We start from the raw sequence: 25,132 nt of genomic DNA on the forward strand, positions 1-25,132 counted from the left end.
GCGAATAATGGCGCCGTTGCTGGGACAGCGCGCGAAGACCGAGAGCGCGGCCCCGGTGCAACCCGCTCCGGCCCCGGTCTACAGTTCTGATGCTGCGCGGCTGGCGGCGGAGATCGAGAGCCTTGCGCCGGACAAGGCTGTTCAGCTTCTTACGCTCTTGAAGCGTGGGCTGGAGTTTCAATCCTCCGAATTCGAACGCTATCTTTCGGCGGAGGCGCTGACGACAGCCATCTATCCGAAGTTCAAATTCTCCGAATTTGCTCGGATATTCCTCGAGGATGAAGCATTCCTTGCCTACTACATGAGGTTCATGGATGTAGGGAACTGGCATTCGCTTGATCGCAAATATGCGATGAACGAGTTGCTGAAGCTCGTGCTTCATCTCGAAGGCGATGCCGCCGAATGCGGCACGTACAGGGGCGCTACGGCCTACTTGCTGTGCCAGGCCTTCAGGAAGATACCGATGTTGATTCATCTCTTCGACAGTTTCGAGGGGTTGTCCGAGCCGGCTTCCGTCGATGGCACGTACTGGCGAAAGGGCTCTCTGACCGCGGCCGAAGATGAGTTGACGCAGAGCTTGCGAGAGTTCGACAACTATCGGATTTACAAGGGCTGGATTCCCACGCGATTTGCCGAAGCGGCCGACTGCAGGTTTCGCTTTGTGCACGTCGATGTCGATCTCTACCAGCCCACGCTCGACTCGCTTCAGTTCTTCTATCCTCGCATGGTTGCGGGTGGCATTATCCTGCTTGATGACCACGGGTTCAAATCATGCCCAGGTGCGAAACAAGCAGCTGACGAATTCTTCGAATCGAAGGCCGAGAATCTCGCGCTTTTGCCAACGGGGCAGGCCTTCACGATCAAGCAGTAGGATGGGGCTTAGCTGCTTCGTACAATGGTGAGAAAGCTCTGACATGGCTGCGGAACGCTTGAAGTGGACCCCCGAACTGGTCAACCGGTTCTGGGACAATGTGGGGCAAACCCGGCTGACCGAACTCAGTTTCGCGAAGCTTGGCGGCCGTAGTGTCATTACGGCTATTGATCACATACTTCCAAAGCACGGACGCATTCTCGATTTCGGTGCCGGCGATGGCCACCTTCTTCGCTTCATGGCCCAGCGGGGCCTGACCGTGGCGGGATACGAGCCGTCGAAAGGACGCGCGGCAAATCTGCAGCGTGCGCTGGAGAATTTCGATGGATTCCTGGGCGTCGTGGGCGACGACTCGACGGAGACCTTTGATGTCGTAATCATGTCCGAGGTCATCGAGCATGTTCTGGACGAGGTCATGGACGTCACGCTCGATCGTCTGGCGCGCTTTGTGCGGCCCGGGGGCGTGTTGGTCATCACGACGCCCAACAACGAAGATCTCGATTTGGACATGGCGTACTGCCCAGTCAGCAATTTGCTGTTCCATCGCTGGCAGCACGTTCGCTCACTCGATCAATCGTCACTGAAAGCGCTTCTCTCCCGGTTCGGCTTCGATGAGGTGGTGACGCATCAGGTGGGGTTCGACGACAACATCTTTGTCCCGAACGATGCCTTCTGGAGCGGAAAGCCGCTCGTTGATCCTCTGCCGGATTGGCTTGAGAACATGCGCCAGAACAAGCCAACTCAGGCTGGGGCGGGGAATCGACTTCTGTACATTGGGCAGAAGGGGCGAGCGACCGACTATCAGGAGCAATTAACGGCCTTTCAGGCCCTTGCTGCGCAGGCGATGTCGAGCGCGTCGGCAAAGGCGTCGCCGCATCGCAGTGGAATCCTGATGATCATTGGTTCGTTGGGCCCGGGTGGCGCCGAACGGCAAATGGTCGCCTTGGTCGAACAGATCGTATCGAGAGGGATTGATTCAGTTACTGTGGCGCTCGTCCATCCGCCGGCGACGGAACGGGAGAATTTCTTCAGAGCCAGGCTGCAGAAGGCGGGCGTCAAAATCATCGACGGCTTCTCTGCCGCCAAATCTCCGACCGGATCCGGGAAGACGGCGGATCCCGATCCATTTGAAGTGTTGTCGCCGGAGCTCGCTGACGTAAGGGCCTACTACGACGTTCTCTCGGATGTAAATCCCGAGACGGTGTATCTCTGGATGGACGAAGTGTGCATCAAAGGAGGCATTGCAGCGACCGTACTGCAGATCCCCCGAACATTGCTCTGCTTTCGCAATATGCCATCCTACAATTTCCCTTACTATCACGGGTACCATCGTGATTGTTATCGGTTCTTGGCAGAGCAACCGAACCTGCAGATGCTAAATAACAGCCATGCTGGTGCGCGCGCGTATGCCGCGTGGCTGGAGCTCCCAGAGGGAGCGATCAAGGTCGTGCACAACGGAATTGACCTCGACAATGATGCTGCACCCAAGGTCCTGAGAAAACAATACCGAGCCGCGTTGGGCATCGATGAGAAGATGCTGATTGTTGGCGGTGTCTTCAGGATGATGACGGAGAAACGTCCGTTCCTCTGGCTCGATGTCGCTGCGATGATACGTGAGAAGATGCCGAATGTGCGCTTCCTGCTGGTGGGGAATGGTGCGCGGTTCGATGATGTTCGCGCTCGCGCCGAGCAGCTTGGGTTGACCGGCGCATTGATATTTGCCGATCTGGAACTGCGCCCGGCCGCGGCAATCGCAGCAATGGACCTGTTCTTTCTGGCGTCTCGTATCGAGGGTCTTCCAAACGTCATTCTCGAAGCTCAGGCCCTTGGGGTTCCCGTCGCTACGACCTCCGCTGGAGGCGCTCCCGAGGCTGTGCTGGATGGCAAGACGGGGCAGATATTCAAGCCCGATGCGACAGCGCGGGTTATGGCTGATACTATCGTTGACTTGCTAGGCAACTTGCGCTGGAGAGAAAAAGCTGCGCAACTGGCCCCGCGACAGGTCAAGACTTCTTTTAATATAGAGCTCATGACCGACGGGATGCTGGCCGCCCGCGATGAAATTGCGGTCGGTTCGGCAGTTGATAGCGAGGTTGTTGAGGCGGGTCCGTCGGCTGATCCTGTTGTGGAGAAGGCAGATCGACCGCAACGACCTTGGGCGCTGCGGTGGTTTGCAGCCAAGCTCCCGTCCTGGATCTATCGATCGTGAGCGGGCGACCGGGCCGAAGGTAGTGCCGAACCCATCGTGCGTATTAAGCAGGATCGAGCAAACCCATGACCGCAAGATTTGAACGGGGGCCGGCCAGGCCATTTGTCTAGGGGGCGAAGAACGTGGGCAAGGAGGAACAAGCGACATCGAAGGGCAATGCTGCATGGCGGCCGCCGGCGCGGACCGTTTCTTCCATGTTTGCAATGGGTCCAAAAATCGTGGCGAGGGCATTCGCCGTGGCGGTCCGTCGCAATCTGCCGCACCGCACGATTGCATTTATTCGGCAGTACCGGCCGCGTCGACCTCCAACCGTCACGTTCAAAGATGCGTATTTGTTCGCCTGGTCGAAGATGGCTCGTATTCGGCAGTACCGGCCGCGTCGACCTCCAACCGTCACGTTCAAAGATGCGTATTTGTTCGCTTGGTCGAAGATGGCTCGCTGTCGTCCCTTGTTGGCGCGCGATCCGGCAGAACTCAGCATGGTGGAGCGGGTCGAGCGTGGAATTCTCAAGCTCGTCCTGGCGATGCCTGATGGACGACATCGTCGCGCGCTCAGGCAGTTCGGTATCCAGCTGGAGAGGCAAGGTGTCTCGGCCGCGGGGAGATCGATTGCGCAGCAGCACGGTGTGACGATGATGATCGGCACGCTTGGCCCAGGCGGTGCAGAGCGCCAATTGGTGGTCACGGCGCGGGGGCTTCGCGAAGGCCGGAAGCCAAGCATCCGCGTGGCATGCGTCAATCTATCCTCCCCAGTCAGCAGGTTTTTTCTGCCGGAGCTGGAGTCCAGGGATATTGCAGCCAGCGTCATCGGCGCTGAGGTGGACAGCAACCTCGAACCGGCGCGGCGGGCCGTCGTCGATGCCTTACCGCCGGAACTGCGGGACGACGTGGCCCTCTATGCCAAGACATTGGCGGCGCAGAACCCCGAGATTGCCCATCTGTGGCTCGACGAAGTCAACATCAAAGGGGGTATCGCGGCGGTGCTGACCGGCGTGCCAAAGATCATCATCTCGCAACGTAGTTTGCCGCCGATCAATTTCGTTTTTCATCAGCCATACATGCGTGAAAGCTACCGCTGGCTCGCGCGTCAGCCGGGTGTCAAGATGATCAACAACAGTGCGGCCGGCGCGAGGGCTTACGAGGCGTGGCTTGGATTGGCCAAGGACTCGATTGGCGTTGTCCGCAATGGTTATGCCTTTGATGAGTCCGAGCTGGCGGGGTACAAGGCGGATTGCGCCAAGCTCCGACAGCGCGTCGGGATTGAACCCGGCGCGCAGGTTGTGGGGACCGTGATGCGCTTCACCGAGGAAAAGTGCCCCATGCTGTGGCTGGAGATCGCAGCGCTCATCCGCCGGGAACTGCCTGATGTGCGCTTTCTGATCGTTGGAGATGGACCTTTGCGCGCGGTCATGGAGGCTCGCGCGGCTGCTGACGATTTGGCAGGAGCCGTGTTTTTCGCGGGCCATCTGAAGGAGTCGATGGCCGCTATTGCCAGCATGGACCTGATGCTTCTGACCTCCCGTGCGGAGGGGCTTCCGAACGTTTTGGTCGAAGCGCAGTTCCTGGGGGTGCCCGCCGTGACGACGCCCGCCGGCGGCGCGCCAGAGGCTGTCAATCACGGCAAGTCAGGGTGGGTTCTCCAAGGCTGGGACGCGGCATCGAGTGCTTGCCAAATCGTGCGCCTTTTGCGAGACGGCCACTGGCGAGAAGCCGCGGCGAAAGATGGTCCTGAGTTCGCGTTCAAGCGCTTCGGGGTTCAGCGTGCGATCGATGAAACGCTCGCGGTGTATGGTTAAACGGATTCCAGAGGACAATTTGATGGACCAGGTAGAAGAGAAGCGCTTCGAGTTCGGAAAGAATTGGCATGACTTCATTCAGAAGAATTTTGACGCGGAGAAGGTTCAGACTTCGAAGCGTCATATCCTTCAGTTCATGGGGCGTTCCGATCTCAATGGCCTGACGGTTATCGATATTGGCTGTGGCAGCGGGCTGCATTCGATTGCCATGCTGGATGCAGGCGCCGCCCGGGTGGACGGCTTCGACTATGATCCGGATTCGGTCCGGGCCAGCAAATTTGTCCAGTCGCAAGCTGGCAACCCTGCCAATTGGACCGCGGAGCAGGGGTCGGTTCTCGACGATGCCTACGTCGCCAAATTGCCGCTCTACGATCTGGTCTATTCGTGGGGTGTGCTGCATCACACGGGCGAGGTCTGGCATGCGATTCAAAATGCAGCCAGCCGAGTGAAGCCGGGAGGACTGTTCTACATCGCACTCTACTCGGCCGACGTGCAGAAAGACCCGACTCCGGAGTTCTGGCTTGATGTGAAGCGCCGATACGTTGCTTCCGGTTGGCTGCGGCGCAGGCTCATGGACGGTTGGTACGTCTGGCGTTTCGAGATGTACCGAGATCCGCGCAATTTGCCCGCGTTCCTGCGGCGGGTGCGGGAATACAAGAAAATGCGCGGCATGAACAAGTTTACCGACATCCGCGATTGGCTCGGCGGCTGGCCCATGGAGTTCGTCTACGACAAGGACGCCATCGATTTTGTCGAGAAGATGGGCTTCAAGCTCGAGAAGATCGCAACCGGCGAAGCAAATTCCGAATTCCTGTTTGTTCGGAATGCGTAGAGGAACGATGCTACGTGCTCTGCCGCATGGGATCGCGACAAGGCGTTCGCGGTCGCGGCGAGGATGTCATTGATTTTCAGACAATGAGCCCACTCCCGATCATATACGTGATCGGCTCCCTCGATGTCGGGGGAGCCGAGCGGCATCTGGCACAGATCATCCCGAGACTTGATCGCGGCCGATGGAAGCCGGTCGTTTGTTGCATGACCGAAAGAGGCAAGCTCGCAGACGGTCTGGAGGCGGCCGGCTTCGAGGTGATAGCCCGTCCGGTCGCGCGGCGTTCCGGCGGCGCGTCTCGGATCCGAAGCTTCGTGCGTCTCGCTGAGACGGTACTCTGGCTTTGCCGGGTCATGCGCCGATTTCGTCCGGCAATCGCTCATTTCTTTTTGCCTGGGGCATACATCCTGGGGGCTCCGGCGTCGATTCTGGCTCGCGTTCCCGTTCGGATCATGAGCCGACGAAGCCTCAATTACTATCAGCGCAACATTCGCTTTAGTCCTGCGATCGAAGGCTGGCTGCATCCCCATATGACGGCCATTCTCGGCAATTCAAACAGCGTGGTGCGCCAACTGCATGATGACGAAAACGTCCAGGCAGATCGGCTCGGCCTGATCTACAACGGCATCGATTTCGCAAAGTATCAAAAGTCTTCGATGGTGCGGCAGGGCGTGCGTGCCTCCCTCGAAATCGATCAAGACGCGCTTGTTTTCATTATGGTGGCAAACCTCATCCCTTACAAAGGACATCAGGATTTGCTCGTGGCCTTTTCGATGGCTTGCCCTCATTTGCCCGCCGGCTGGAGGCTCTTAGTGGTGGGGCGCGACGACGGAATCGGCGGGGCGCTGCGTGAGCAAGCGACGAATCTCAAAATAGCCGACAACGTGCTCTTTCTCGATTCAAGAAGCGACGTGCCTGATCTCCTGTGTGGCGCGGACATCGGTGTTCTGTCCTCGCACGAGGAGGGGTTCTCGAACGCGGTGCTCGAGAGCATGGCGGCCGGACTTCCGGTGATCGCAACCGACGTGGGAGGAAATCCCGAGGCGAATATCAACGGAGAAACCGGGTTCATCGTGCCGCCGCGTGATCCCAAAGCGATGAGCAAGGCAATACTTCTTCTCTCCGCGGACGGGGCATTGCGCGCCAGAATGGGCATGAAGGCGGCAGACCGGGCTGAAAAGACCTTCAGCCTGGATGCTTGTGTGTCGCGCTATGAGGATCTTTATCGCGGCTTGCTGGAGGGCAAGATTCCGAATGATATCCCGAGCATCCGGCTTTCGAAGTAATCTATCCCCACCGTTCACGCCAGGCTTCGAACATCAAGACGTCCCAGAGCGCGTATTGCCAGTTGCGCTTGCGCGACAGATGCTCGGTCCAGTGCCGGCGAATGAGCGCGACGTCGAAGAAATCCGTCTCCCGCAACCGCTTCTCGGAAAGCAGATTTTCCGCCCACTGCCGCAACGGCCCGCGCAGCCATTCGTCGAGTGGAACAGAAAAGCCCATCTTTGGACGCTCGACGAGATTTCTCGGGACGTGACGGTACAGAACCTGACGTAACAGCCATTTGCTGACGCCGCGCCGGATCTTGACGGAGTGCGGGAGCCGCCAGGCCATTTCGACAACGCGGTGATCGAGCAGCGGCACTCTCGCTTCAAGAGCGACCGCCATGCTCGCACGATCGACCTTCGTCAGGATATCGTCGGGAAGATAGGTCACCGAGTCGAGGAATTGCATTCGATCGAGCAAGTTCGGAAAGTCGGTCCGTACGGAATTGTCCCACAAGACCCCACGGGCTTCCGCCACGCCGGGCGCAATGCTATCCGGGTCCCAATGGCTGATCAGCTTTCTGTACAGCTCATCGGCATCGTTCAACCCGAGCACGTTCGCGAATTTATGAATCTTGTCGCCCGGCAGTCGTGGATAGCTGTGCTCCGGAAGGTAGTCGAAAATCGCGTTCCATCGCTCCGAGCTTACCGAAGTCAGGCCCGCTGCGAGTGCCTTTCGCGCGGGGGTCGGCACCAGCGAAAGCATCCTCCAGGAACGCCGGGTCAGCTGATATCGATTGTAGCCCGAGAAGAGTTCGTCGCCGCCATCGCCCGAAAGTGCGACGGTGACGTGCTTGCGTGTCATCGCCGAAACCAGGTAGGTCGGAATCTGTGACGAGTCAGCGAACGGCTCGTCGAAGATTTCGGAAAGCTTCGGTACGACCTCGAGCGCTTGCTGCGAGGTTGCGATGAGTTCGGTGTGCTCGGTTCCGAGATGCTTGGCGATCGCAGCGGCGTGAGGTGCCTCGTTAAAGGCCTTTTGCTCAAAGCCGATCGAGAACGTCTTTACCGGTCCGACGTTTGCGGCCTTCATCAACGCGACGACGGTCGATGAATCGATTCCGCCGGAAAGGAATGCGCCGAGCGGCACGTCCGCCATCGTTCGCTTGCGGATGGCATCGACAAGAAGCGTCTCGAGTTGTTCGACCAGCGACGCCTCGTCTCCGGAGAGCGGGTTGCTCAGGCCGTCGAGAGCCACCTGCCGGGCATCCCAGAACTTATCAATTTGTTGTTCGCGGCCGAATTCCAGGGTCAGAATAGTCCCCGGCTCGAGTTTGTAGACATCCCGATAGATGGTGTGCGGAGCCGGAATATAGTTGTGTCGCATGAACGAGGCGACCGCCGCCGGTTCGATCCGCGGCGTCCATCCCGGATGCCGGCGCAGCGCCTTGAGCTCCGAGCCGAACATAAACAGCCCGCCGACCTTGGCCCAATAGATCGGTTTGATGCCGAGTCGATCGCGAATGAGCTTCAGGGTTCGCTCTTGCCTGTCCCAGATCGCGATCGCAAACATGCCGATCAGTCGGTCAGCCGTGGCGCGGATTCCGTATCGCGCGAACGATTCGAGCAGGACCTCGGTGTCCGAGTGTCCGCGAAAACGGTGGCCGGTCGCTTCGATCTCGGCTCGGATTGGAAGGTGGCTGTAGACCTCGCCATTGTAGACCATCACGAAGCGGCCATCGGCCGAGTGCATGGGCTGGTGTCCGGCGGGCGAAAGATCCACGATCGACAGGCGGCGGTGAACGAGGGCAACACCAGCTTCGGCATCGACCCATATGCCGTGGTCGTCGGGACCGCGATGTTCCAGGCTGACGTCCATGGCGTCGGCGATGGATTTAAGCTGTTCGACCGATGTCCGACTGCTGGGGTCCGCGAGAAATCCGGCGATTCCGCACATCGTGCCCTACTGGAAGGCTTGCAAATCGGTCAGCGGGCAGGGGCCGAGCCAGGGAGATTGCCCGTCCAGCAGAATTAGCTCATATCGCATCTAAACCACGACAATAAGACGGCATCCACGGTTGATGACCTGGCTCAGGCGCGAACCAATAGGCGCGAAGGTTATCCCGAGGGAACCGGATAAGGCAAAGTTGGCGACGCCGGTATTGGGTCGACGAAGCTCAGAGCCGACGCATTTTGGCCGTGTCGCAGGTGTCTCAAAGGATGCAAGAGGGGCCGAAGAGGTTAATACGCCTTCGTATTCTCTTTAGGTCGCCCTGGCAATAGCGCTCATTTTTTGCGGCAGAATCCTTGGTATCTTAAGGACTTTCGCTCTTGCGACGTCGGCTGTATGGCGGCTAAACAACCGGCCTCGATGGTACGCCTGAGCCGGAACTTCCTTTATGTCACATTTCCGAAAGATTGCAGTTATTGGGTTGGGCTATGTCGGCCTTCCCGTTGCGGTTGCCTTCGCCCGCAAAAGAATACCCGTCGTTGGTTTTGACGTGGACCGCAGCCGTGTTGCCGAGCTCAGCAAGGGATATGACCGTACGCGTGAAGTCGACGCCGAAGATCTTCGCCATCCGTCGCTGACGTTCTCCGTGGATTCGGTGGCGATCCGGGACTCGGATTTCTTCATCGTCACTGTGCCGACGCCAATCGACGATGCGCACCGGCCGGATTTGGGGGCAATGATTGCCGCATCGCGCACGGTCGGCGGTGCGCTCAAGAAGGGTGACATCGTCGTCTACGAATCGACGGTTTATCCGGGCGCGATCGAGGAGGAATGTATCCCCATCCTGGCCGAGGTCTCCCATTTGAAGCCGGGCGTGGACTTCACGGTCGGGTACTCTCCCGAGCGGATCAATCCCGGTGACAAACTGCACCGTTTCGAGACCATCATGAAGGTCGTCTCTGCTCAGGATCCGAAAACGCTCGACATCGTTGCTAATGTCTATGGGTCCGTCGTAACGGCCGGCATCCATCGCGCACCTTCCATCAAGGTGGCCGAGGCTGCCAAGGTCATCGAGAACACGCAGCGCGATCTGAACATCGCGTTTATGAACGAGCTATCGCTGATCTTTCAGGTGCTGAATATCGACACTGGCGACGTTTTGGCGGCCGCGGGCACAAAATGGAATTTTCTGCCGTTTCAGCCCGGCCTCGTTGGCGGCCACTGCATCGGCGTCGACCCCTACTATCTGACTTTTCGTGCCGAGCGGGCGGGCTACCATCCGGAGGTGATTCTGGCCGGTCGCCGGATCAATGACGGCATGGGTCAGCGCATTGCGCGTGAATGTGTTCGAATGCTGCTTCGCGGGAAGGGCAAGGGGGGCAAAAGCACCGTCACGGTACTTGGCCTGACCTTCAAGGAAAATGTCCCGGATACGCGCAACTCCCGTGTGGTCGACATCATTCGTGAGCTTGAGACATTTGGTATTCACGTTCAGGTGCACGATCCTCTCGCGAATGCGGAGGATGCAAGCCATGAATATGGGCTGACGCTGACTGATCTCGATGACCTGCGCCCGGCGGATGCGGTTATCCTGGCCGTCGCGCATGATAGCTATCTCGCCGGTGGCTGGCCGCTCTTTCAGCGCCTATTGGATGGCGGCACGGGCCTCATTCTGGATGTCAAAGCGAAGCTCGACCGTAGCGTAGCTCCCGCCGGCATCGAGCTCTGGCGGCTATAGAACAATGGCTGAGAAAGCGATGTCGCACGATACACCACTGGTCACTGGAGCTGCCGGGTTCATTGGCTTTCATGTTGCCCAGCGCCTCTTGGCGGCGGGCCGCAAGGTCGTCGGCCTGGACATCGTCAACGACTATTACGATCCTCAACTGAAGGAAGCACGTCTCGAGATCCTGAAGCGCGACCCGAACTTCACTTTTGTGAAGCTCGATTTGACTGATCGCGCGGGTATCAAGTCGCTCTTTGCCGCGTATCGTTTTCCTGTCGTTGTCCATCTCGCCGCCCAAGCCGGCGTGCGCTACTCGCTGGAGCATCCACATGCCTATGTGGATGCAAACCTGGAAGGCTTCATCAATATTCTTGAAGGATGTCGCCACAACGGGTGCGGACACTTGCTGTTTGCATCATCGTCATCGGTCTACGGCAGCAATACAAAACTGCCCTTCTCGGTGCATGACAATGTCGACCATCCGATCAGCCTGTACGCCGCGTCAAAGAAGGCCAATGAGTTGATGGCGCACTCGTACAGCCATCTGTACGGCATCCCTGCTACCGGCCTGCGGTTCTTCACGGTCTATGGTCCGTGGGGCCGCCCGGACATGGCCATGTTCATTTTCGCGAAAGCGATTTTGAGTGAAACGCCGATCAAATTGTTCAACAACGGTGATATGCGCCGTGACTTCACTTTTGTTGACGATATCGCCGAAGCGATCATCCGCCTCATGGCGCGGCCACCTCAGGGGCAATCAATCCCCCCCACAGCCGCGCCCGATCCTTCGAGCAGCAGGGCGCCCTGGAAGATCTACAATATCGGCAACAATAACCCCGAGGAGCTCTTGCACGTCGTCTCTCTGCTGGAGAAGGAGCTCGGCCGGAAAGCAATCAGGGAACTGCTTCCGATGCAGCCCGGCGATGTGCCGGCGACCTATGCAGACATTGAAGATCTGGCGCGGGACATCGGATTTCGGCCTGCGACCAGCATCGAGGATGGGATCGCGCGATTTATCAAGTGGTACCGCGAGTACCACAAGGTTTGACAGGGAGCCGACATTCGGGCGTCGGCGCGGATCGGGCTTGCTCCCCACTGCCCGGCGACGAACATGGCGGAATCGGCGTGCCGTCCGCCACCTGATCGGCGCATGGCCTTGCTTTATCCCGGGTTTTCTGGGTAATGGAACGCTACCGTGCGGCTCGCAAGGCCGCTTGTTCCCTCGGCTCTTCGGCTGGTTGCACTGGCCAGCCACGAGACAAGACAGGGCCTGTTGCATGATCAGATTTGGCCTGCTCGGGTGCGGGCGTATCGCCAAGCGTCACTCGGATCTCCTGGGTGGCAATCACATCGAAGGAGCGAGCCTGGTCGCGGTCTGCGATCCGATCCGCGCGCGCGCCGATGCGGTTGCCGGGAAGTTCGGCGTTGCGGCCCATTACGACATGGACGAATTCCTGGCGCGGAAGGACATCGATGCCATCGCCGTGCTGACGCCGAGCGGTCAGCACCCCGCGCATGTGATCGCCTGCGCGAGGGCCGGCAAGCACGTCGTGGTCGAGAAGCCGATGGCGCTGCGTCTGCAGGACGCCGACGACATGATCCGGGCCTGCGACCAGGCCGGCGTCAAGATGTTCATCGTCAAGCAGAACCGCTTCAACGTGCCGGTAGTCAAGGCGCGCGAGGCGCTCGACGCCGGCCGCTTCGGCAAGCTCATCCTGGGGACGGTCAGGGTGCGCTGGTGCCGCGACCAGGCCTATTACGACCAGGACGATTGGCGCGGCACCTGGGCCTATGACGGCGGCGTGCTGACCAATCAGGCGAGCCACCATGTCGACATGCTAGAGTGGTTCTTCGGCGACGTCGTGAGCGTGCATGCGCGCGCGGCAACGGCGCTGGCCAATATCGAAACCGAAGATACGGCGGTTGCAACGCTGAAGTTCCGCAATGGCGCGCTCGGGATCATCGAGGCGACCACCGCGGCGCGCCCGACCGATCTCGAGGGCTCGCTCTCGATCCTGGGCGAAAAGGGCACGGTCGAGATTTCGGGCTTTGCGGTCAACCAGATCCGGCACTGGCGCTTTGTCGACGAGCTGCCGTCCGACAAGGACGTCGTGGAGAAGTTCTCGGTCAACCCGCCCAACGTCTACGGCTTCGGCCATCAGGCCTATTATCACCATGTGGTCGATTGCCTCGAGAACCAGCGCGCCGCGCTGGTCGACGGGCTCGAGGGCCGCAAGAGCCTGGAGCTGATCTCGGCCCTCTACGAGTCGATCGAGACCGGCGAGGAAGTCGCGCTGCGCTTCACGCCACGGCTAAGCCGGCTGGGCGTCGCTTCGTGAACCGGCCGGACGTGCATCAGGCCAACGTGCGCGATGTCGCGTTCGGCGAACGCGTCAAGATCGTCGAGCCCTGCAACCTCTATGGCTGCAAGCTCGGCGACGACTGCTTCGTTGGCCCCTTCACCGAAATCCAGAAGGGCGTGATCGTCGGGGCGCGCACCCGCGTGCAGTCGCATGCCTTCGTCTGCGAGCTCGTCACCATCGGCGAGGATTGTTTCATCGGGCACGGTGTGATGTTCGTCAACGACACGTTCTCCACCGGCGGCCCGGCGCGTGGACGCAAGGAGCTGTGGCGCGAGACGGTGATCGGCAACCGGGTGTCGATCGGCTCCAATGCGACGATCATGCCGGTCAGGATCGTCGACGACGTCGTCATCGGCGCCGGATCGGTGGTGACCAAGCACATCACGACGCCTGGCACCTATGCCGGCAATCCGGCGCGCCGGCTGCTGACAAGCCAATAGGGCAATAGGGGAATATCGATGGCGGTGCCGTATGCCGACCTGCAACTGCAATACCAGTCCATCAAGGGCGAGATCGACGCTGCGATCGCCGGCGTGATCCGTGACAACGCCTTCATTCGCGGCAGCTATGTCGACGCCTTCGAGCGCGAATTTGCGGCGGCGGCCGAGGTCGCTCATTGCGTGTCCTGCGCCAACGGCACCGACGCGCTTTACCTCGCCATGCGCGCGCTGAAGGTGAAGCCGGGCGACGAGGTGATCACGACGGCGCATTCCTGGATCTCGACCGCTGCGATGATCACCCACTCCGGTGCCACCGTCGTCTTCTGCGACACCGACGAGGCGACGTTCACGATCGATCCGGCGGCCATTGAGGCCGCCATCACGCCGCGCACGGTCGGCATCATCCCGGTGCATCTCTATGGCCAGCCCGCGGATATGGACGCGATCATGGCGATCGCGCAGAAGCACAAGCTGTGGGTGATCGAGGATTGCGCCCAAGCCCATCTCGCGCGCTACAAGGGCCGCATGGTCGGCACCTTCGGCGAGGCCGCGACCTATTCCTTCTATCCCGGCAAGAATCTCGGCGCGATGGGCGATGCCGGCGCGGTCGTCACCAACGACGCGGCGCTCGCCGAGCAGATGGCCATGCTGGCGCGCCATGGTGGACTGGTGAAGCACCAGCACCACATCGAAGGCATCAACAGCCGGCTCGACGGCATGCAGGCCGCGATCCTCTCGGCCAAGCTGCCGCATCTTGCCGCCTGGACCGAGGCCCGGCAGGCCGCCGCCGAGATCTATGATGCCGGCCTCAATCAGATCGAGGATGTCGTGGTGCCCGAAGTCGCGCCGGCGCGCAGCCACGTCTATCACCTCTACACGATCAGGCATCCGCGCCGCGACGCGCTCGCCGCTCATCTCAACGCCAATGGCGTGCAGACCGCCATCAACTATCCCACTGCGCTGCCGTTCCTGCCGGCCTATGCGCGGTTCGATCATCGGCCGGAGCAGTTCCCTAACGCGCATCGCGATCAGGGCCGGATTCTCTCGCTGCCGATGTTCGCCGAGATCACGCGCCGGCAGCAGGACGAGGTGATTGAGCTGATCCGGAAGTTCTGACCGCGATCGCGCGGCCTCGCGCTTGACGCTGTGGTCTTCAGCTCCCGAGCAGCAGAGGCCTCAGGAACTTTTCCAGATTGGAGCCTGAGAACAGGTAGCTCTTCAGCCCGGCCGCTCGTGCCGCCTCGAGATCCGTCGGCTGATCGCCGACCAGGAAGCTGCGTTCGACGTCGACCGGAAAGCGTTCCAGCAGATCATTGATCATGCCCGGCGACGGTTTGCGCCGGTGGCTGACCTGCCGATATCGTTCAACCGTCCCTTCAGGATGGAACGGGCAGTATTCAAAGGCGTCGATATGCGCGCCGATCCTGCGAAGCTCATCGGCCATCCAGTCGTGAAGCTCCTGGACATGTGTCTCCTCGTAGAGACCCCTTGCGACGCCTGACTGGTTGGTTACGACGAACGCAAAATACCCCATGTCGTTGACCGCCTTGACCGCCTCGCGCGCGCCGTCGATCCAGACCAGCCTGTGGCTTTCAAACAGGTAACCGATGTCCTGGTTCAGGACGCCGTCCCGATCGAAGAAGACGGCCGGCTTTCGCGGCTGATCTCCGGAAGCGCTGCTCATGAGGTGATGATCCGTCCATCTCCACGGGGCACGAGCTAGCTCAATAGTTCACAACGCCGCGCGCGACAAATGCGGACTGATCAAACGCCGGGTGATCTCAAGGCCTAACGCTCGTCTGCAATCACCTTGCCGTCGTTTGGCAGCGAGCCGGTGCCGACCAGCTCGACGGTGCCGCCGAGCTTTGTCACGGCACGCAGCGTTGCCGCGACCTCGCTCTGCAGGGCATCCGCCGCCGAGGCGCATTCGGCCCTCAGCGTCATGGCGTCGGCCTCGCCGGCGCGCGTGACGACAAGGCGCAGCCGTCCGAGCTCGGGATGGCGCTTGCCGATCTCCGCGATCTGGTCGGGTCGCACGAACATCCCCTTCACCTTGGTGGTCTGGTCGGCGCGGCCCATCCAGCCCTTGATTCGCATGTTGGTGCGTCCGCAGCGGCTTGGGCCGGTCAGGGCGGCGGTCAGATCGCCGAGCGCGAGGCGAATCCAGGGATGGTGCGGATCGAGCGAGGTCACCACGATCTCGCCGACGTCCCCCGGCGCAACCGGATCGCCGGTGCCGGGCTTGACGATCTCCAGGATCAGGTCCTCGTTGACCGTCATTCCCTCGCGCGCCGCCGTCTCGAACGCGATCAAGCCGAGATCGGCAGTACCGAAGGCCTGGTAAGCCTCGACGCCGCGCGACTTAATCTCCTCCTGCAATGATTTCGGAAATGCCGCGCCTGACACCAGCGCGCGCTTGATCGAGGACAGGTCGCGGCCGGCGGTGGTGGCGGCGTCGAGCAAGATCTTCAGGAAGTCCGGGGTGCCGCTATAGCCGACCGGGCGATAGGCCTCGATCAGCTCGAATTGCTGCTCGGTGTTGCCGGGGCCCGCCGGGATCACCGCACAGCCGAGCGCCCGCGCCGAGGCGTCGAAGATGAAGCCGCCGGGGGTGAGGTGATAGCTGAAGGTGTTCAGCACCACATCCCCCTCGCGAAAGCCTGCCGCAAACAGCGCCCGGGCGCCGCGCCAGGGATCCGCTTGGCGGCCCTCGGGCTCGAAGATCGGCCCGGGCGAGGTGAACAGCCGGGCGAACGAGCCGGGCGTGTCGGCCACGAAGCCGCCGAACGGCGGAGCGGCCTTGTGCAGAGCCGGCAGTTCCGACTTGCGAAGCACCGGCAGCCCCGCCAGCGCCTCCCGGCTGGTGATGGAGGCGGGATCGATGCCCCTCAACAGGTTGGCATAGGCGGGCGCTGCCATCGCCTTGCGCAGCACCTCAGGCAGCCGGGCGAACAACGCGGCCTCGCGCTTGGCCGGATCGCGCGTTTCAAGGGCGTCGTAATGGTCGGTCATGGCAGGTCCTTGGGAGGATGTGCGCGGGTTGCGTGCCGGTCCGCCCGTGCTATCAGACGGTGACCGCTGACATTGGGACGGTTCCAGGGAGCACGATGGCTGAGGCAGAGAGCGTTGCGGCGGACGGGGCCGCCGACGTCGTCGCGAGGCTGAAGCGCCGCATCGTCGACCAGGCCCTGCCGCTGTGGTCGACCGCAGGCTGGGACAGCACCGGCGGCGGCTTTGTCGATCGGCTGCACCACGATGGGACAGCCGACCGGGCCGCCCCGCGCCGGATCATGGTGCAGGCGCGGCAGATCTATTGCTACGCCAAGGCGGCCCAACTGGGCTGGTATCCGGAGGGGCGCGCGGTCGCGCTGAAGGGGCTGGACTACCTGCTGGCCAAGGCCAAGGCGCCGGACGGCCGGCCCGGCTTCGTCTACAGCCTGACCGCGGAGGGCGGCGTGCACGACCCGCTGCGCGACACCTACGGCCACGCCTTCGTGCTGCTTGCGCTCGCGACCGTCTACGGCCTCGACCAGGACGCCCAGATCCGCGCCGAGATCGACGCGCTGCTGTCGTTCCTCGATACCCAGCTGCGCTCGCCCCATGGTGGCTTCCACGAGGGGCTGCCGCCCTCGATGCCGCGTCGGCAGAACCCGCAGATGCATCTGTTCGAGGCGATGATCGCCTGCTTCGACGCGACCCACGATTTGTCGTTCCAGAACCGCGCCGGCGATTTCTTCGCGCTGTTCCTCGCCAACCTCTACGACAAGCAGACGCGCACCCTCGGCGAATATTTCGAGGAAGACTGGTCGAAGATCCCGCCGGTCAGCGTCGAGCCCGGGCACCTCGCGGAATGGGTCTGGCTGCTGAAGGGATTCGAGCGCATCACCGGCTGTCCGACCGGGCGACCGCGCGGCGAGCTGCTGGCGTCGGCGCTGCGCTATCGCGACGCGGCCACCGGCTGCCTGGTCGACGAGGGCGACGCTGAGGGCAACATCCGTCGCCACACACGTCGGCTGTGGCCGCAGAGCGAGCTGGCGAAGGCCTGGACCGCGCAGGCCGAGTCGGGCGAAGCCGGCGCGGCGGACGAGGCGCGTGCGGCGCTGGTGCTGCTCGAGCGGCACTATCTCGGCCATGCCGTGGCCGGCGGCTGGTACGACCAGTTCGACCGCGACGGCAATTCGCTGGTCGCCACGATTCCGGCGTCGTCGTTCTATCATGTGCTTTGCGCGGTCACTGAAGCCGAGCAGGTGCTCGGATAGAACCGCCTTCCTGGTCTGACGCGTTTTCTGCACACGCAACTCCGCCCGAAAACGCTCGATATCCTCACAGCCAGCGCTTGCGCCGCTTGAAGCTCTTCAGGTTCTTGAAGCTCTTGCGCTGGTCGCCGGCGCCGCCGAGGTAGAATTCCTTGACGTCCTCGTTGTCGCGCAGCTCGTCGGCGGAGCCGTCGAGCACGACCTTGCCCTGTTCCATGATGTAGCCATGGCTCGCGACCGAGAGCGCGGCGCGCGCATTCTGCTCGACCAGGAGGATCGTGACGCCGAGATCGCGGTTGATCTCCTTGATGATCGCGAACACTTCCTTGACGAGCAGAGGCGACAGCCCCATCGACGGCTCGTCCATCAGGATCATCTTCGGGCGCGCCATCAGCGCGCGGCCGATCGCGAGCATCTGCTGCTCGCCGCCGGAAAGATAGCCGGCGAGGCCGGTGCGCTCCTTCAGGCGCGGGAAATACTTGAACACCATGTCGATGTCATCGGAGACCTCGCCGTCGCGCCGGGTGAAGGCGCCGAGCCGCAGGTTCTCCAGCGACGTCATATCGGCGACGATGCGGCGGCCTTCCATCACCTGGAAGATGCCGCGGCGGACGATCTTGTCCGGATCGATGCCGTTGATGCGCTGGCCTTCGAACAGGATCTCGCCGCGGGTGACCTCGCCGTCCTCGGTCTTGAGCAGGCCGGAGATCGCCTTCAGCGTGGTCGACTTGCCGGCGCCGTTGGCGCCGAGCAGCGCCACGATCGCGCCCTTCGGCACTTCGAGGCTGAGGCCGCGCAGCACCAGGATGACGTCGTCATAGACGACCTCGATGTTGTTGACGCTGAGCAGCGGCGGCGGCGGGACGGCCGTCGGCATCGGGCGGGTGGCTTCGAGGGTTTCGTTCATGGCCTGTGTTACCCTTCGACGTCATTGCCGAGCATAGCCGTCAGAAGGACGGCGTCGCTTCCGCTCGCCTTTGACCCGGCAATCCATCGATCGGAATACGTCTTCGCTTGATGGATGCGCGGGTCGAGCCCGCGCATGACGATGTGTGGACGTGTTCGGCTGCCGCCTCACCACCCAAACCATTCCGGCTTGCGCGGCAGGTCGACGGTCTTCACCTTCTCGAGCTTGATCGTGCCCTTGCCCATCAGGTCGTTGATGTCGCCATCGGTCGCGCCCGAGATCTTCGAGCGATACAGGTCGACCTTCGTGGTCGGGCGGTGATCCTTTTCGGTCCAGGTCGACGGATTGCAGACGCCGTCCATGCCGGCCGGCACCCAATCCTTCTTCTGGTAGAAGCCCTTGGCGACGTTCTCGCCGGTGGCGCCGCCGTTCTTGGCGGCCCAGTCGAGCGCTTCCTTCAAATAGAGCGCGCTGCAGACCGCGGCGATGTAATGCACCGGCCGATAGACCTTTCCGGACGGGTCGGACATCTTGGAGATTTCCATCACCGTCTTCATGCCGGGCGCGTTGCCGCCCCAGCTCACCGCCGTGCGGAGCGGGAAGATCACGCCGTCGGCTGCATCGCCGGCGGTCTTGGCCGCGTTCTCGTCCATGCCCCAGACATTGCCGAGGAACTGGACGTCGACGCCGGCGGTCTTGCAGGCCTTCAGCACCGAGATGTTGGAGGCCGCCGTGTTGCCGAGATAGGCATAATTTGCGCCCGAGCTCTTCAGGCTGAGACACTGCGCAGAGTAGTCGCCGGGCGACAGCGCGAACACCAGCGGCGGCAGCACCTCGAAGCCGAGCTCGGTCGCCAGCGCTTCACCGGCCGCCTTCGGCGCGTTCGGATACGGATGGTTGGCGCCCATGTGGACGAATTTCGGCTTGCCGGGCTTACCCTTGGCCTTCCAGTCCTCGGCGGCCCAGGTCAGCATCGCGCGCATCGAGTCCGAATAGCTCGGGCCGTAGAAGAAATTGTACGGCGCGGGCTTGGCCTTGCCGCTGGTGCCTTCCGGATCGGTCAGCGCGGCGGCGTAGGAGCCGGAGATGTCCGGGATCTTGTCCTGCGCCAGGAAGCCGGTGAGGGCCTCGGTATCCGCCGTGCCCCAGCCCATGATCGCCGCGACCTTGCCGTCGGGCGCCGACCACTTCTTGTACAGCGCGATGGCGCGCGGCACCTGGTAGCCATAGTCGTTGCTGTCGACATTGAGCTGCTTGCCGCCGACGCCGCCATTCTTGTTGACCCAGGCGAAGGTGTCGGCGACGCCCTGGCCATAGGGGGTGCCGACGTCGGACGTGCCGCCCGAGAGGTCCTGCAGATGGCCGATGGCGATCTGCGCCTGCGCGGTGGCGGCCGCGCTGCTGATCAGCAGCGCAACGGAGACCGAGCTCAAAAGGGATCTAATCGTCATTTTTGCTTTCCTCCTGCTTATTCGTTGAACCGAATTTTGAGTTGCGTTCCGTGCCTTGCGTCAATGCGAGAACGGGTAGAGCTTCCAGTAAGCCTTGATTTGCCGCCAGCGATGCGCGAGGCCGTCCGGCTCGAACATCAAGAAACCGATGATGATCAGGCCGATCGCGATCTCGCGCAGGAAGGTGATGTTGTTGTTGAGCCGCAGCGCCTTGTCGATGGCGCCGCCCTTCAGCCAGGCGCTCAGCCATTCCATCGATTCCGGCAGCAGCACCACGAAGGCCGTGCCCATAAGCGTGCCCATCACCGAGCCGGTGCCGCCGATGATGACCATGGCGAGGAACAACACCGAGCGCTCGATGCCAAAGCCTTCCTGCGAGACCACGAGCTGATAGTGCGCGTAGAGCGCGCCGGCGATGCCGGCAAAGAAGGCGGCAAGCCCGAACGACAGCGTCCGGTACTTGGTGAGGTTGATGCCCATGATCTCGGCGGAGAGATAGTGATCGCGGATCGCGACCAGCGCGCGGCCGTCGCGGGTGCGCATCAGATTGGTGACCAGCAGATAGCTGATCACCATGTAGGCGAGCACGACGTAGAAATACTGCCGGTCGCCGCGCAGGGTGTAGCCGAAGATCGAGAACGGATTGGCGCTGGCGGGCACCGAGCCGCCCGAGAACCATTCGGCGCGCGAGAAGAAGTCGAGCAGGATGTACTGCGCGGCGAGCGTCGCGATCACGAGATAGAGTCCCTTCAGCCGCGCCGCCGGCACGCCGAAGATCAGGCCGACCAGTGCCGTGACGACGCCGGCGAGGGGGATGGCGAAGAACACCGGGATCGGCGCGTTGTTGGAGATGTAGGCCGAGGTGAACGCGCCGAACAGGAAGAACGCGGCGTGGCCGATCGAGATCTGGCCGGTGAAGCCGACCAGGACGTTGAGGCCGAGGGCCGCGATCGCGAAGATGCCGATCTGGATCGCGATCGAGAGCAGGTAATTGGACAGCAGCATCGGCGCGAAGCAGGCGAGCACGATGCCGAGGATCGCGAAATTGCGGCTGGTCGCGGTCGGGAAGATCGTGGTGTCGGCCGCATAGCTGGTGCGGAAATCGCCCGAGGGGATGAGTGTGCTTGTCGCCATTGATCAGACCCGCTCAATATCCTTGGTGCCGAACAGGCCGTACGGCTTGATCATCAGGATGATGATCAGGACGTAGAACGGCGCGATCTCGTAGAGATTGCCCCAGTGCAGGTACTGGCTGTCGACATACTGGGCGACGTTTTCCAACAGCCCGATGATGATGCCGCCGAGCACGGCGCCGCCGACCGAGTCGAGCCCGCCCAGGATCGCGGCCGGAAACACCTTGATGCCGTAGGCGGAGAGGCCGGACGACACGCCGTTGACCACGGCGACCACGACACCGGCGACCGCCGAGACCGTGGCCGAGATCGCCCAGGCCATCGCGAACACGTTCTTGACGGAAATGCCGAGCGACTGCGCGACCTGCTGGTTGAAAGCGGTGGCGCGCATCGCAAGGCCATATTTGGAGGCGCGGAAGAACCAGGCCATGCCGACCATCATGGCGAGCGAGACCACGAGGCTCATGACATAGACGGTCTGGATCTGCAGCCCGAACAGGCTGACCGACTGGCTCTGGAACACGCGCGGGAACGGCTGCGGGTTGACGCCGAAGATCCACTTCAGCGCGGCTTGGAACACCGTCGACAGGCCGATCGTCACCATGATCACGGAGATGATCGGCTCGCCGATCATCGGACGCAGGATCACGACCTGGATCGCGATGCCGAAGATGAACATGAACACCAGCGTGATCGGCATGCCGACCCAGAACGGCACCTGATATTTCGTCAGCAGCGCCCAGCACACCCAGGCGCCGACCAGCAGCAATTCGCCCTGCGCGAAGTTCACGACCTGCGTCGCCTTGTAGATCAGCACGAACGACATCGCGACCACGCCATACAGCGTGCCGACCACGAGGCCGTTGACGATCAGCTGGATCAGGAACTGGATGTTCATGGGGTCTCGCCGAATTTGTGGCTCGTCATCGCCGGGCTTGACCCGGCGATCCGTCGCGCAAGAAAGCCGTCCTTGCGAAGAGGATGGATGCGCGGGTCAAGTCCGCGCATGACGATCGAGCTTGCTATCATCGACGGTCTCATTCCGCGGCCTCCGCGAGCACGGCGCGGCCGAGGTCGACGACCTCGAGCGTGGTGCGGACGCGCTGGGTCGAGCCGTCCTGGAAGCGGATCACCGTGTCGACGGGGATGCTGGCCTTGCCGCGGTAGATCGCATCGATGATGTCGGCGTATTTCTCGTTGATCACGCCGCGGCGGACCTTTCGGGTCCGGGTCAGCTCGCCGTCATCGGCATCGAGCTCCTTGTAGAGCAACAGGAAGCGCGAGATGCGCTGCGCCGGCGGCAGGGTGGCATTGACCGTCTCGACCTCCTTCTTGAGCAGAGCATAGACTTCGGGCCGCGAGGACAGGTCGGTGTAGGTCGTGAACGAGATCCGGTTCTTCTCCGCCCATTTCGAGATGATCGAGTAGCGGATGCAGATCATCGCGGCGAGCGCGTCGCGGCCGGCGCCGAGCACGACTGCTTCGGCGACATAGGGCGAGAACTTCAGTTTGTTCTCGATGTATTGCGGCGAGAAGCGCTCGCCGCGCGAGGTCTCGGCGAGATCCTTGATGCGGTCGATCACCACGAGCTGGCGGTTGTCGTTGTAGTAGCCGGCATCGCCCGAATGCATCCAGCCGTCCTTGATGTCGGCGACGGAGGCTTCGGGGTTCTTGTAATAGCCGTGGAACATGTTGGGATGCCGCACCACGATCTCGCCGACGCCGTTGACGTCGGCATTGTCGATGCGGATCTCGATGTTGTCGGCCATCGGCACGCCGGTGGTGTCGGGATCGACCTTGCCTTCAGGATGCAGCGTGTAGGCGCCGAGCAGCTCGGTCTGGCCGTACAGCGTGCGCAGCGGCACGCCCATCGCCTGGAAGAACTTGAAGGTATCCGGCCCGAGCGCCGCGCCGCCGGTCGCCGCCGAGCGCAGCCGCGTGAAGCCGAGCCGGTCGCGCAGCGCGCGGAACAAGAGCTGGTCGGCGAAAACAGAGCGCTTGCCCTCGGCGAGCGCGGTCAGCCCGGTCTTCATGCCGAGGTCATAGAGCCGCTGCTTGAACGGCGAGGCGTCCATCACCCCGGCGCGGACGTCCGCCGCGATCGATTCCCAGACCCGCGGCGCGAACAGCACGAAGGTCGGCGCGATCTCGCGGAAGTCGTGCATCATGGTGTCGGGCTCTTCGACGAAGTTGACCTTCATCCGGGAGAGCAACCCTTTGCCCAGCGCGTAGATCTGTTCCATGATCCAGGGCAGCGGCAGCACCGAAACATATTCGTCGTCCGGCCCCTTCGGATCGAAGGCGAGATAGGTCGCGCAGTGCCGCAGCACGCGTCCGGCCGAGAGCATCGCAAGCTTCGGATTGGCTGTCGTGCCCGAGGTGGTGCAGAGGATCGCGACGTCCTCGCCATCAGTGGCATCGACCAGCCGCTCGTAGAGCCCAGGCTCGCGCTCGGCGCGGTCGCGGCCCAGCGCCACGAGCTTGCTCGCCTCCATCAATCGCGGATCGTCGTATTTGCGCATGCCGCGCGGGTCGGAATAGACGATGTACTTGAGGTGGGGCACGCGATCGGCCAGGCCGAGCATCTTGTCGACCTGTTCCTCGTCCTCGGCGAAGACCAGCTTGGCCTCGCCATAGGTCAGGAGGTAGGCGGCTTCCTCGTCCAGCACGTCGCGGTAAAGGCCGAGGCTCATCGCGCCGATCGCGTGGGCCGCGATCTCGGCGGCGACCCAGTCCGGCCGGTTGTCGCCGATGATGCCGATCACGTCGCCGCGGCCAAGCCCGAGCTCGACCATGCCGAGCGCGAAATCATGGGTGCGGGTCTGGTAGTCGTTCCAGGTGAATTCGCGCCACAGCCCGAAATCCTTCTCGCGCAGCGCGATCTCTTGGCCGTGCTCCCTCGCGTTCAGGCGCAGCATCTTGGGAAAGGTGTCGGCCTGCGCGGCGCGACCGGCATAGTCCATCATGCCGCACTCTCCCGCACCGCCGGCTTGTCGTCGGGGTCGACCAGTACTTCGTCTTCCTCGCCGAGATAGGCGCGCTTGACATGGGGATCGGCGAGCACGGTGGCCGGATCGCCCTCGGCGATCTTGCGGCCGAAGTCGAGCACCATGACGCGGTGGGAGATGTCCATCACGACGCCCATGTCGTGCTCGATCATCATCACCGTCATGCCGAACTCTTCGTTGAGATCGACGATGTAGCGCGCCATGTCTTCCTTCTCTTCGAAGTTCATGCCGGCCATCGGCTCGTCGAGCAGGATCAGTTGCGGCTCGAGCGCCATCGCGCGGGCGAGCTCGACGCGCTTGCGCAGGCCATAGGGCAGGGTGCCGGCGGTCGCCTTGCGCACTGATTGCAGATCGAGGAAGTCGATGATCTCCTCGACCTTGCGGCGGTGCTCCAGCTCCTCGCGGCGCGCGCCGGTCAGCCAGTACAGCGACCCCGTGATGAAGTTGTTCTTCAGGAGGTGATGGCGGCCGACCATGATGTTATCGAGCACGCTCATGTGGTGGAACAGCGCGAGATTCTGGAAGGTCCGGCCGATGCCGAGCCGGGGCCGCGCGTTCGGGTTGAGGCCGGTAATGTCCTGGCCGCGATAGAACAGCTGGCCTTCGGTCGGCCGGTAGCGGCCGGAGATACAGTTGACGATCGAGGTCTTGCCGGCGCCGTTCGGGCCGATGATGGAGAACAGCTCGCCCTCGTTGACGCCGAAGCTCACTTCGGTCAGCGCGCGGACGCCGCCAAAGCGCAATGAGACTCCGCGCACCTCGAGACTATTAGCCACCCTGTTCCCTCCAGATACGGGCGCTTTGGCGCGCTCTTTGATCTTGGCTTCGATCTTACACTTCGATCTTACATGGGCCGCCGAAGGGAGACCATCCGACTAATGATGCCGGCGTTCGGGAGCATCGCTTGACCCGATCGCCTGCGTCATG

General features: G+C 62.1%; 20 protein-coding genes. 11 read left to right on the forward strand and 9 right to left on the reverse strand.

What is annotated here, in order from left to right; translation table 11 throughout:
* The first annotated feature begins 7 nt into the window (after positions 1-7).
* The 5 genes from J2R78_RS29495 to J2R78_RS29515 all read left to right on the forward strand — a co-directional run bounded on the left by J2R78_RS29495 (position 8) and on the right by J2R78_RS29515 (position 6,991).
* Complete coding sequence (locus J2R78_RS29495; RefSeq protein WP_253607796.1) at positions 8-871, forward strand: TylF/MycF/NovP-related O-methyltransferase; 864 nt, start codon at positions 8-10, stop codon at positions 869-871.
* Positions 872-914: 43 nt separating this feature from the next.
* Entirely contained in the window at positions 915-3,080 is a 2,166-nt protein-coding gene (locus tag J2R78_RS29500; RefSeq protein WP_253607797.1) for a methyltransferase domain-containing protein, read from the forward strand.
* Positions 3,081-3,202: 122 nt separating this feature from the next.
* Positions 3,203-4,876 carry a glycosyltransferase gene (locus tag J2R78_RS45045; RefSeq protein WP_253607798.1) on the forward strand — a complete coding sequence of 558 codons (1,674 nt, stop codon included), beginning with the start codon at positions 3,203-3,205 and terminating at the stop codon, positions 4,874-4,876.
* 22 nt (positions 4,877-4,898) lie between these two features.
* On the forward strand, positions 4,899-5,708 hold the full coding sequence (locus J2R78_RS29510; protein WP_016847978.1) for a bifunctional 2-polyprenyl-6-hydroxyphenol methylase/3-demethylubiquinol 3-O-methyltransferase UbiG: 810 nt from the start codon (positions 4,899-4,901) through the stop codon (positions 5,706-5,708).
* A 107-nt stretch (positions 5,709-5,815) separates the two neighbouring features.
* Positions 5,816-6,991, forward strand: coding sequence for a glycosyltransferase (locus tag J2R78_RS29515; RefSeq protein ID WP_253607799.1), 1,176 nt, complete (start codon positions 5,816-5,818; stop codon positions 6,989-6,991).
* A 1-nt stretch (position 6,992) separates the two neighbouring features.
* Here J2R78_RS29515 and asnB read toward each other — a convergent pair whose 3' ends face one another.
* Positions 6,993-8,927, reverse strand: a complete 1,935-nt coding sequence (asnB, locus tag J2R78_RS29520; RefSeq protein WP_253607800.1) for an asparagine synthase (glutamine-hydrolyzing) — start codon at positions 8,925-8,927, stop codon at positions 6,993-6,995.
* 442 nt (positions 8,928-9,369) lie between these two features.
* On the opposite strand from asnB, the gene J2R78_RS29525 reads away from it, so the two are divergent.
* The 5 genes from J2R78_RS29525 (at position 9,370) to J2R78_RS29545 (ending at position 14,566) form a co-directional block, all read left to right on the forward strand.
* The gene (locus J2R78_RS29525) at positions 9,370-10,659 is read left to right on the forward strand and encodes a nucleotide sugar dehydrogenase (RefSeq protein ID WP_028338351.1); all 1,290 of its coding nucleotides are present in this window, start codon (positions 9,370-9,372) and stop codon (positions 10,657-10,659) included.
* A gap of 19 nt (positions 10,660-10,678) precedes the next feature.
* Positions 10,679-11,695, forward strand: a complete 1,017-nt coding sequence (locus J2R78_RS29530) for an NAD-dependent epimerase (protein ID WP_028338350.1) — start codon at positions 10,679-10,681, stop codon at positions 11,693-11,695.
* A gap of 229 nt (positions 11,696-11,924) precedes the next feature.
* A complete protein-coding gene (locus J2R78_RS29535) occupies positions 11,925-12,986 on the forward strand; it encodes a Gfo/Idh/MocA family protein (RefSeq protein WP_229158739.1) in 1,062 nt (353 codons plus the stop codon).
* On the forward strand, positions 12,983-13,450 hold the full coding sequence (locus J2R78_RS29540) for an acyltransferase (RefSeq protein WP_253607801.1): 468 nt from the start codon (positions 12,983-12,985) through the stop codon (positions 13,448-13,450). Before J2R78_RS29535 ends, J2R78_RS29540 begins: the two co-directional genes overlap by 4 nt.
* 18 nt (positions 13,451-13,468) lie before the next feature.
* Positions 13,469-14,566 carry a DegT/DnrJ/EryC1/StrS aminotransferase family protein gene (locus J2R78_RS29545; protein WP_253607802.1) on the forward strand — a complete coding sequence of 366 codons (1,098 nt, stop codon included), beginning with the start codon at positions 13,469-13,471 and terminating at the stop codon, positions 14,564-14,566.
* A 37-nt stretch (positions 14,567-14,603) separates the two neighbouring features.
* Here J2R78_RS29545 and J2R78_RS29550 read toward each other — a convergent pair whose 3' ends face one another.
* Both J2R78_RS29550 and J2R78_RS29555 read right to left on the reverse strand, forming a co-directional pair.
* Positions 14,604-15,134, reverse strand: coding sequence for an HAD family hydrolase (locus J2R78_RS29550; RefSeq protein ID WP_028338346.1), 531 nt, complete (start codon positions 15,132-15,134; stop codon positions 14,604-14,606).
* A 104-nt stretch (positions 15,135-15,238) separates the two neighbouring features.
* The gene (locus J2R78_RS29555) at positions 15,239-16,462 is read right to left on the reverse strand and encodes a phenylacetate--CoA ligase family protein (protein ID WP_253607803.1); all 1,224 of its coding nucleotides are present in this window, start codon (positions 16,460-16,462) and stop codon (positions 15,239-15,241) included.
* 95 nt (positions 16,463-16,557) lie between these two features.
* On the opposite strand from J2R78_RS29555, the gene J2R78_RS29560 reads away from it, so the two are divergent.
* Complete coding sequence (locus tag J2R78_RS29560) at positions 16,558-17,709, forward strand: AGE family epimerase/isomerase (RefSeq protein WP_253607804.1); 1,152 nt, start codon at positions 16,558-16,560, stop codon at positions 17,707-17,709.
* A 64-nt stretch (positions 17,710-17,773) separates the two neighbouring features.
* Here the strand turns inward: J2R78_RS29560 and J2R78_RS29565 are convergent, their stop codons facing one another.
* From J2R78_RS29565 to J2R78_RS29590, 6 genes are all read right to left on the reverse strand, one after another.
* Positions 17,774-18,613 carry an ABC transporter ATP-binding protein gene (locus J2R78_RS29565; RefSeq protein ID WP_028338343.1) on the reverse strand — a complete coding sequence of 280 codons (840 nt, stop codon included), beginning with the start codon at positions 18,611-18,613 and terminating at the stop codon, positions 17,774-17,776.
* A 167-nt stretch (positions 18,614-18,780) separates the two neighbouring features.
* The gene (locus tag J2R78_RS29570; RefSeq protein WP_253607805.1) at positions 18,781-20,064 is read right to left on the reverse strand and encodes an ABC transporter substrate-binding protein; all 1,284 of its coding nucleotides are present in this window, start codon (positions 20,062-20,064) and stop codon (positions 18,781-18,783) included.
* Between the two features lie 60 nt (positions 20,065-20,124).
* Positions 20,125-21,198: a branched-chain amino acid ABC transporter permease gene (locus J2R78_RS29575; RefSeq protein ID WP_253607806.1), complete on the reverse strand. Its 1,074-nt coding sequence runs from the start codon at positions 21,196-21,198 to the stop codon at positions 20,125-20,127.
* A 3-nt stretch (positions 21,199-21,201) separates the two neighbouring features.
* Positions 21,202-22,095 (reverse strand): branched-chain amino acid ABC transporter permease, encoded by an 894-nt coding sequence (locus tag J2R78_RS29580; RefSeq protein WP_016847993.1) that lies wholly within the window; start codon positions 22,093-22,095, stop codon positions 21,202-21,204.
* Between the two features lie 139 nt (positions 22,096-22,234).
* Positions 22,235-24,163 (reverse strand): long-chain fatty acid--CoA ligase, encoded by a 1,929-nt coding sequence (locus J2R78_RS29585; protein WP_253607807.1) that lies wholly within the window; start codon positions 24,161-24,163, stop codon positions 22,235-22,237.
* On the reverse strand, positions 24,160-24,981 hold the full coding sequence (locus J2R78_RS29590) for an ABC transporter ATP-binding protein (protein WP_016847995.1): 822 nt from the start codon (positions 24,979-24,981) through the stop codon (positions 24,160-24,162). Before J2R78_RS29590 ends, J2R78_RS29585 begins: the two co-directional genes overlap by 4 nt.
* Positions 24,982-25,132 lie beyond the last annotated feature (151 nt).

Origin of the sequence: Bradyrhizobium sp. USDA 4538, from assembly GCF_024171045.1 — a bacterium.
GTDB classification, from domain to species: Bacteria; Pseudomonadota; Alphaproteobacteria; order Rhizobiales; family Xanthobacteraceae; genus Bradyrhizobium; species Bradyrhizobium australafricanum.

Coding starts and splice junctions, on each gene's coding strand:
- J2R78_RS29495 (WP_253607796.1), top strand. CDS start 8: ATGGCGCCGTTGCTGGGACAGCGCGCGAAGACCGAGAGCGCGGCCCCG.
- J2R78_RS29500 (WP_253607797.1), top strand. CDS start 915: ATGGCTGCGGAACGCTTGAAGTGGACCCCCGAACTGGTCAACCGGTTC.
- J2R78_RS29510 (WP_016847978.1), top strand. CDS start 4,899: ATGGACCAGGTAGAAGAGAAGCGCTTCGAGTTCGGAAAGAATTGGCAT.
- asnB (WP_253607800.1), bottom strand. CDS start 8,927: ATGTGCGGAATCGCCGGATTTCTCGCGGACCCCAGCAGTCGGACATCG.
- J2R78_RS29525 (WP_028338351.1), top strand. CDS start 9,370: ATGTCACATTTCCGAAAGATTGCAGTTATTGGGTTGGGCTATGTCGGC.
- J2R78_RS29530 (WP_028338350.1), top strand. CDS start 10,679: ATGTCGCACGATACACCACTGGTCACTGGAGCTGCCGGGTTCATTGGC.
- J2R78_RS29535 (WP_229158739.1), top strand. CDS start 11,925: ATGATCAGATTTGGCCTGCTCGGGTGCGGGCGTATCGCCAAGCGTCAC.
- J2R78_RS29545 (WP_253607802.1), top strand. CDS start 13,469: ATGGCGGTGCCGTATGCCGACCTGCAACTGCAATACCAGTCCATCAAG.
- J2R78_RS29550 (WP_028338346.1), bottom strand. CDS start 15,134: ATGAGCAGCGCTTCCGGAGATCAGCCGCGAAAGCCGGCCGTCTTCTTC.
- J2R78_RS29555 (WP_253607803.1), bottom strand. CDS start 16,462: ATGACCGACCATTACGACGCCCTTGAAACGCGCGATCCGGCCAAGCGC.
- J2R78_RS29560 (WP_253607804.1), top strand. CDS start 16,558: ATGGCTGAGGCAGAGAGCGTTGCGGCGGACGGGGCCGCCGACGTCGTC.
- J2R78_RS29565 (WP_028338343.1), bottom strand. CDS start 18,613: ATGAACGAAACCCTCGAAGCCACCCGCCCGATGCCGACGGCCGTCCCG.
- J2R78_RS29570 (WP_253607805.1), bottom strand. CDS start 20,064: ATGACGATTAGATCCCTTTTGAGCTCGGTCTCCGTTGCGCTGCTGATC.
- J2R78_RS29575 (WP_253607806.1), bottom strand. CDS start 21,198: ATGGCGACAAGCACACTCATCCCCTCGGGCGATTTCCGCACCAGCTAT.
- J2R78_RS29580 (WP_016847993.1), bottom strand. CDS start 22,095: ATGAACATCCAGTTCCTGATCCAGCTGATCGTCAACGGCCTCGTGGTC.
- J2R78_RS29585 (WP_253607807.1), bottom strand. CDS start 24,163: ATGATGGACTATGCCGGTCGCGCCGCGCAGGCCGACACCTTTCCCAAG.